The 2,785-nt window shown below is 73.1% G+C and carries 1 pseudogene; it reads right to left on the bottom strand.

Annotation, left to right across the window (positions count from 1 at the left end):
• Positions 1 to 302: 302 nt before the first annotated feature.
• Positions 303 to 2,345, bottom strand: a pseudogene (locus GUY61_RS37155) (MMPL family transporter); the annotation flags it as partial.
• Positions 2,346 to 2,785: the final 440 nt, after the last annotated feature.

Here is a 2,785-nt window from a genome sequence, read left to right as displayed (position 1 = left end):
CTCCGTGATGGCGGTGAGCGAGACCTGCATGCCGCCGAAGACGGCGCCGATCCCCAGGAAGGCGACGGCGAGCACCCGCACGCCGGGCACGGACAGTGCGGAGGTCCGCGCCCCTCCGGTTCCGGCGAGCGGTCCGTGCCGGGGTTCGCCCCGCCGGCCGTTTCCGCCCCGCCGGCCGCCGTTTCCGCCCCGCCGGCCGCCGCTGCCGCCCCGGCCTCGCCCGGCACACGCGGCAGCATCCGCTCCAGCCGGCGCGGCATCCACCACGCGGCCCGGCCCATGAGGGCCATCACCGCGGGCACGAGCACCAGGCGGACCAGGGTGGCGTCGATCGCGATGGCCACGGCCAGCCCGAAGCCGAACAGGTTGACCACCCGCTGGTCCCCGAGCAGGAAGCTGCCGAACACCACGACCATGACCGACGCCGCGGCCGTGATGACGCGTGCGGTGGCGGCGATGCCCTGCCTGACCGAGCCGCCGGCGTCGTCCGACGCCAGGAACTCCTCGCGGACCCGGCCGAGCAGGAACACCTCGTAGTCCATGGACAGGCCGAACAGGACCGCGAACAGCATGATCGGGGCGAACGACTCGATCGGCCCCGGCTCGGCGCCGAGCAGTCCCGAACCCCAGCCCCACTGGAAGACCGCGACCACGACGCCGTAGGCCGCCCCGACCGACAGCAGGTTCATCACCGCCGCCTTGAGCGGCACCAGCAGCGAGCGGAACTCCACCGTCAGCAGCAGGAAGCTCAGGCCGACGACGAAGCCCATGAACCACGCCATGCGGCTGCCGAGCCGGTCGGCGAGGTCGATGGCGCTCGCGGTGGCACCGCCCACGTGCGTGCCGGTGGCATCGAGTGCGTCGGCGGACCGCGGCAGGACGTCGTCGCGCAGCCGGTGGACGAGGTCCTCGGTGGACTCGTCGTCGGGCGAGCCCTTGGGCACGACGGTGTACACGGCGGTGGTTCCCGCCTCGTCGACGCGCGGCGGCGGCACCTCCCGTACGCCCTCGGTCGCCAGCAGGTCGGCTCGGAGCGAGGCGGCCCCCTGCCGCGCGGCGGACGCCTCGCCGAACTCGGCGGTCACCATGAGGGGCCCGGTCCAGCCGGCGCCGAAGTCCTCGGCGACCAGTTCGTAGGCGCGGCGCTCGGTGGAGTCCTCCGGCGCCGAGCCGCCGTCGGCGGTGCCCAGCCGGAGGGAGAACAGCGGCAGCGACATGGCGACGAGGACGCCGGATGCGGCGATCATGTACCGCCAGGGGCGCCGCTGCACGTGCCCGGTCCAGCGGTGCCAGCCGCTCACCCGGCCCGCCTCGTTGTCGTACTTGAGCCTCCTCACCCGGTAGCGGTCCAGGTTGTCCCCGAACACGGCCAGCAGGGCCGGCAGCAGGGTCACCGCCGCGAGCAGCGTGGCCGCCACGGTGATCGCGCTGGCCAGGCCGAGCGCCGAGACGAAGGGAATGCCGATGAGGTAGAGGCTGAGGATCGCCACGATCACCGTCGTCCCCGCCACCAGCACGGACCTGCCCGCGGTGGACAGCGCCACCGGTACGGAATCACGGGCGCGCAGACCGGACCTCATGTTCTCGCGGTGCCGGGTGACGACGAGCAGGGCGTAGTCGATTCCCACCCCCAGGCCGATCATCGCGGCCACGACGGGGCCCGAGGTGCCGATGGTGGTCCACTGCGCGACGATCTGGACGACGGACATCCCGAGCCCGAGCGCGAACAGCGCCGTCACCAGCGGGACGGCCATGGCGAACAGGGATCCGAAGGCCACCAGCAGCACCACCACCGCGGCGGCGAGCCCGATCACCTCGCTGCCCGAGGGACCGCTCTCGGCCTGGAGCACGGCGCCGCCGAACTCCACCCGGACACCGAGGTCACGCACCGGTCCGAAGGCCTCCTGGACCTCGTCCACCGCGTCCCGCGGCACATCCTTGGCCCGCTCGGTGAACTGCACGGTGGCCATCGCCGTACGGCCGTCGCCGGAGACCATGTCGGGCCCCGGCCGGTACGGCGACTGCGCCGTCGCGACGTCCGCGGAGCCGCGCGCGGCGGCGACGGAGTCGGTGACGGCCGCCCTCACCTCGGGGGAGGTCACTCCGGATTCGCTGTGGATCACGACCTGCATCCCGTCGCCCGACAGTTCCGGGTAGCGCTCGCGCAGGGTGTCGTAGGCGGCCTGGGAGTCGGAGTCGCTCAGCGTCAGGTCATTGCCGAAGGAGCCGCCGGTGGTGCGGCCGGCGAGGGCAGCGCCCCCCAGCGCCAGCACCCACAGGGCGATCACCAGCCATCGGCGCCGCACCGCGAAACGAGCCAGGGCAGAGAGCAAGACGGCCTCCATGGTCCGGACGAGCAGCGCTCGGCGCACACTCGGCGACACTTGACTTGACGCAAGAGTAGACACATGTCTACGCATCTGCCAAGCACGTGTTCTGGAGGGGTAGGCGATGGCGGGGCGGTGGTGGGAATGCCGCCGCGGGGTCCGCGGGGCCCGGGCCGCGTGCCCGGGCCCGGGTACGGCCTGCGCACGGCCTGCGGCGGTGGGACGGGCTCGGCCGGCGTTGCGAAAGGGGACGAATGCCGAGGAAGATCGGGGACGACCCGGTCGGCGCGACACCGACCGCAAGCGACGCGTCGGCGCTACCCGGCGAATCAGGAGGACAGATGACCGTACGGCCCCCCGGTTTCGGCCGGCCCCGAGCCGACCGGCGGGAGAAGGCCAGGGATTTCTTGGTGGAGACGGCGCTGCGGCTGTTCTCCGAGCGCGGCTACATCGGGGTC

It is taken from the genome of Streptomyces sp. GC420, assembly GCF_009916105.1.
Taxonomy (GTDB): domain Bacteria; phylum Actinomycetota; class Actinomycetes; order Streptomycetales; family Streptomycetaceae; genus Streptomyces.
Note: the sequence above shows the minus strand (reverse complement) of the source record. Positions and strands in the feature narration are given on the sequence as shown.